Source organism: Streptomyces sp. YS-3 (assembly GCF_045257485.1).
Lineage (GTDB): Bacteria > Actinomycetota > Actinomycetes > Streptomycetales > Streptomycetaceae > Streptomyces.
The window spans coordinates 1-4,371 of sequence record NZ_JBJHPC010000589.1 but is presented as its reverse complement, the minus strand read 5'-3'; the positions used below and the strand labels follow the sequence as shown (position 1 = coordinate 4,371).

Genomic DNA, 4,371 nt, shown 5'->3' with positions numbered 1-4,371 from the left:
GACTCTCGTTGGGGCCGATGGACGTCAGGTCCCCCGGGAACGTGGGGCCGCCGGTCGTGTCGGCCATGWCACCGCCGGTGGCACCGCTCGCCGGGGAATGCGCCGCGTCCGTCCCGCCGCCGTCCCCGTCGCCCCGCATGTCCACCAGGGCGTAGGCGGCTCCGCCGCAGGCGAGGACGGTTGCGGCCGCGACCGCGACAACGGTACGGGTGCGACGGCTGCGCCCGCGGACCATCGTGGTACTGGCCTCGGGACGGCCGCCGTGACCACCGACCGTACTCGGCGCCCCACCTGGCCGCGGCGGGCCGCCGTAGACGTCGGTCGGCGGCGTGTAGGCGACCACGGGCTCGGGGGCCGGCTGGTGGAACGGAGCCGCGGCGGGACCGAAGCCGGGCGGGGTGCCGTGCTGGAGGGGCGGTGCCGGCGCGGGGTCCGCCGTCCCACCCCCGGCGACCGCTTCCAGCATTTCGCGCGCCTGCGCGGCGTTGGGCCGTTGCAGCGGGTCCTTGGCCATCAGAGCCTGGAGCACCGCGGTGAGCGGCCCGGCTCGCCGCGGCGCCGGCAGCGGCTCGCCGACGATCGCCGCCAGCGTGGACCACACCGACGTACGGCGGAAGGGCGCGGAGCCCTCCACCGCCGCGTACAGCGTCATACCGAGCGCCCAGATGTCCGACGCGGCACCCGGCTCCCGGCCCTGTGCGCGCTCCGGGGGCAGATAGTCGAGGGAGCCGACGATCTGACCGCTCTGGGTGAGCTTGGCCAAGGCGTCCTCGCCGGTGGTCTCCATGCTGGCGATGCCGAAATCGGTGAGGACGACCCGGCCGCTTCGTTCAAGGAGGACGTTTCCGGGCTTCACATCCCGGTGCAAGACCCCGGCACGGTGTGCCGCGTCGAGCGCGTCCATCAACTTGGCGCCGATCGCCGCCGCTTCGCGCGGGTCCAGCGAGCCGCGCTCCGCCAGCACGTCGTCGAGAGAGGGCCCGTCCACCAGCTCCATGACGATGACCGGCAGCCCCTGCTCCTCGACCACGTCGTGCACGGTGACCACACCGCTGTGCCGGATACGGGCCGCGGCCTGCGCCTCCCGCTGCATCCGGACCCGCAGATCGGCCAGTTCGGCTGGGGAGGCGTCGGTGTAGGTCCGTACGACCTTGACGGCGACCTCACGGTTCAGCAGCTCGTCCACCGCCCGGGCGACCACACCCATGCCACCGCGCCCGATCATCGCGGTCACGCGGTACCGCCCGCCCAGCACTACTCCGACCAGCTCCGCGCCGTTCGCCCCCGTCACCTGTCACGCTCCTTCGTCGCACGTCCAAGATCCGCCCCGTGGCAGGCACCAGCGTAGGGGGACGCGGGCGGGCGGATTCGCACGGCCCATCCCTGGAGGCTCCGACGCGCCTTCAGACAGCCACGAGAGCTGCCCCTGTGCGACCGTCGTGCACCCCACCCGGCTGCGGAATCAGCGGCAGAGCGGCCGGTGGGGGCCGGGGCCGGGCCCCGCTCATCTCACTGGGCGGAGACCTTGTGGACGGTGGTGTCGTCGGGGTTCAGCCGTCGCCCGTCCGCGGACAGCACTTCCAGGGGGCGCAGACGCCGCCTCTCTCGGCGGTCGACCAACTCCGAGTGCGGTTCGTCGGGGGTGAAGAAGTTCTGCTCGCCCCACTGCCGCAGTGCCACGATGACGGGGAAGAGCGCCTCGCCCTTGGGAGTCAGTACGTACTCGCGGTAGGCGCTGCCGTCCGACGCGGGGACGGATTCGAGCACACCGCCGTCGACCAGGGTGCGCAGACGCGCGGTGAGGATGTTCTTCGCCACGCCCAGGCTGCGCTGGAACTCCCCGAAGCGCCGGCTTCCGTCGAAGGCGTCCCGCACGATCAGCAGGGACCACCAGTCGCCGATCGCGTCCACCGACCGGGCGACGGGACATTCACTGTCGTCGAAGCGCGTCCTGGTCACCATGGCGTCCGCGTCCCTCACTCTCCTGATGGTTGCAACATGCTACCAAGAAAGTTACGGTCAGGGCTGGTAGCAAGATGAAACCAGAATCTGGAGGAGTGCTGATGCCCGGCAACAGTGAGGCTGCGACACAGCGGCCTGAGGACCGGAGTGAGGTAGGCCCCGCGTTCGTCCTGCCCCGGGGTGTCGTCCTCCTGTTCGCCGTCGCCTGCGGAGCCGCGGTGGCGAACGTCTACTTCTCCCAGCCGCTCCTGGTGACCATGGGCCACGACCTCGCCATGAGTCCGGCGCTTGTCGGCAGCCTGGTCACCCTCACTCAGGTCGGCTACGGGCTGGGGCTCTTCTTCCTCGTGCCGCTGGGCGACGTGGTCGACCGCAGACGGCTCATCGTGGTCCAGTTGCTGCTGCTGGTCGTGGCGTTGACCGTGATAGCCACCGCTCGCTCGGCGGCGATCCTGCTCGCGGGCATGGCCGCGATGGGTCTTCTCGCGGTCGTCACCCAGACACTGGTGGCTTTCGCGGCGTCCCTGGCCCCTCCCGCCGGGCGTGGACGCGTCGTCGGTACGGTCACCAGTGGTGTGGTCAGCGGAATCCTGCTCGCCCGCACGGCATCCGGCCTCCTGGCCGATCTCGCGGGCTGGCGCTCCGTCTACCTCGCCTCGGCATCCCTCACCGCTCTGCTCGCCCTGGTCCTGTACCGCGTGCTGCCGCGCCCCGGTGACGCGCCGACGACAGCCCTGCGCTACGGACAGCTCCTGCGCTCCACGATCGGCCTGTTCGCGCGGGAACCGCTGTTGCGCTTACGGGCCCTGTTCGGTCTGCTGATCTTCGCCGCCTTCAGCACCCTGTGGAGCAGCGTCGCGCTGCCCCTCAGCGAGGCGCCGTACTTCCTGTCCCACAGCGCGATCGGGGCGCTGGGGCTGCTCGGTGTCGCCGGCGCCCTGGCCGCGACCCTGGCGGGCCGTCTCAACGACCGCGGACTCTCCCGGCGGACCACCGGCACCGCCCTGACCCTGCTCACCGCCTCGTGGCTGCCCTTGGCGTTCACCCGCGACTCGCTCTGGGCACTGTTCCTCGGGGTGATCCTTCTCGACCTCGCCGTACAGGCGGTCCATGTCACCAACCAGACCCTGATCTACGCACTGCACCCCGGCGCGGGCAGTCGGTTGATCGGCGGATACATGGTCTTCTATTCGATCGGCAGCGCCACTGGTGCCATCGCCGCGACCTCGCTCTACACGGTGGCCGGCTGGGGAGCCGTATGTGCCCTGGGAGCCGCGTTCAGCTGCCTTGCCCTGGCGTTGTGGGCGTTCAACCGACACCCCACCCCGGGCCCCGCCGCCGAAAGCTAGCTCCTGCGGTCCGCAGCGGAGGCGAAGCCCAGCCAGGTGTGGCGGTTGCCCCACCAGCACCAGCCGACCTTCGGGGCGTCGCGTCGGTCACGGCCGTCCCGACCTGTGCCGTTGCTGATCCAGATCGCGGGGGTGCGGGCGTCCAGGGAGCCGTTGGTCTTGCGCAGCCGGGACCCGATGGTCATGAAGCAGCGGTTGCGTTCGAGCGCCGCCGGCTGCTGGAGCACCCAGTGGATGCCTTCGGTGAGCAGCAGCGGGGTGCGGTTCTCCGCGGTGAGGGCGGGCAGGGCCTCTTCCGGGCTCCAGTTGGCCAGCTGGTCCCCGCGGTCGACGCCGGTGACGAGGTAGAGGGGAGCGTCGGGCAACTCGACGGTGCAGGGGGCGAAGTGATCGACGTCCGGCATGTCGGTGACGACGAAGCCGGGCTTGCCCTCGCGGCGCAGCAACGGTGCGAGGGCGGACGCGGGGACGCGGTCCGGGTGGACGGCGAGCAGGGCATCGCTGTCGGCGCGACCGGCGTCCCCGGCGAAGGCGCGCAGGGCCTCGGCGGGCAATCCCGCGAGCTGATGCACACCAAGGGCGATCAGGTGTTCCGCCTGGGCGCTGAGCGGCGGGAGAGGGGGCACGGTGACGGTGGGCGACGTATCGGGCAAGGTACTCCTTCGGTCGCGGCGTGGAGCGGCAGACCTGGGGTCAACGAAGCGACCCCCCTCGGTGTTCCCGGCGACCGCGCCGCGACAGGCCCCAGTGCCCGAGTACCAGGTCCCGAGTAGGTGTCAGTACTGCCAATGGGGACGGCCGCTCACCATCCGGCAGTGAATCGTCCTCCCGTTCGCGGCATGCGTGGACCGCCCCAGGTCGGCTTTGCGGCAGAACTGGCCCGCGTTGTAGCAGTTGCCGGCGTTGGAGACGATCTCGCAACTGCCGGAGTGGACGGACCCAGTGGCCTTCGCACTGGGGTGGCTGGTCGGCGTCGGTGACTTCGGGGCGCGCGGCTTGGTAGGTGCGGGTGCCTGGGTGTGCGGCTTCGTGCTCGCGTGGCTCGGCGTGGGCGCGGGAG

4 protein-coding genes are annotated in these 4,371 nt (G+C 71.3%); 1 reads left to right on the top strand and 3 read right to left on the bottom strand.

From position 1 onward, the window contains the following. Nucleotides 1-1,225: serine/threonine-protein kinase (locus tag ACJA3G_RS31320; RefSeq protein WP_406556418.1), on the bottom strand; the 1,225-nt coding region annotated here is incomplete at its 3' end. Nucleotides 1,226-1,509: 284 nt separating this feature from the next. Then, nucleotides 1,510-1,962, bottom strand: a complete 453-nt coding sequence (locus tag ACJA3G_RS31315; protein WP_406556417.1) for a winged helix-turn-helix transcriptional regulator — start codon at nucleotides 1,960-1,962, stop codon at nucleotides 1,510-1,512. A gap of 101 nt (nucleotides 1,963-2,063) precedes the next feature. On the opposite strand from ACJA3G_RS31315, the gene ACJA3G_RS31310 reads away from it, so the two are divergent. Then, nucleotides 2,064-3,311 carry an MFS transporter gene (locus ACJA3G_RS31310; RefSeq protein ID WP_406556416.1) on the top strand — a complete coding sequence of 416 codons (1,248 nt, stop codon included), beginning with the start codon at nucleotides 2,064-2,066 and terminating at the stop codon, nucleotides 3,309-3,311. On the opposite strand, the gene ACJA3G_RS31305 is transcribed toward ACJA3G_RS31310, so the two are convergent. Beyond that, a complete protein-coding gene (locus tag ACJA3G_RS31305; protein WP_406556415.1) occupies nucleotides 3,308-3,964 on the bottom strand; it encodes a DUF5701 family protein in 657 nt (218 codons plus the stop codon). The genes ACJA3G_RS31310 and ACJA3G_RS31305 overlap by 4 nt on opposite strands. Nucleotides 3,965-4,371: the final 407 nt, after the last annotated feature.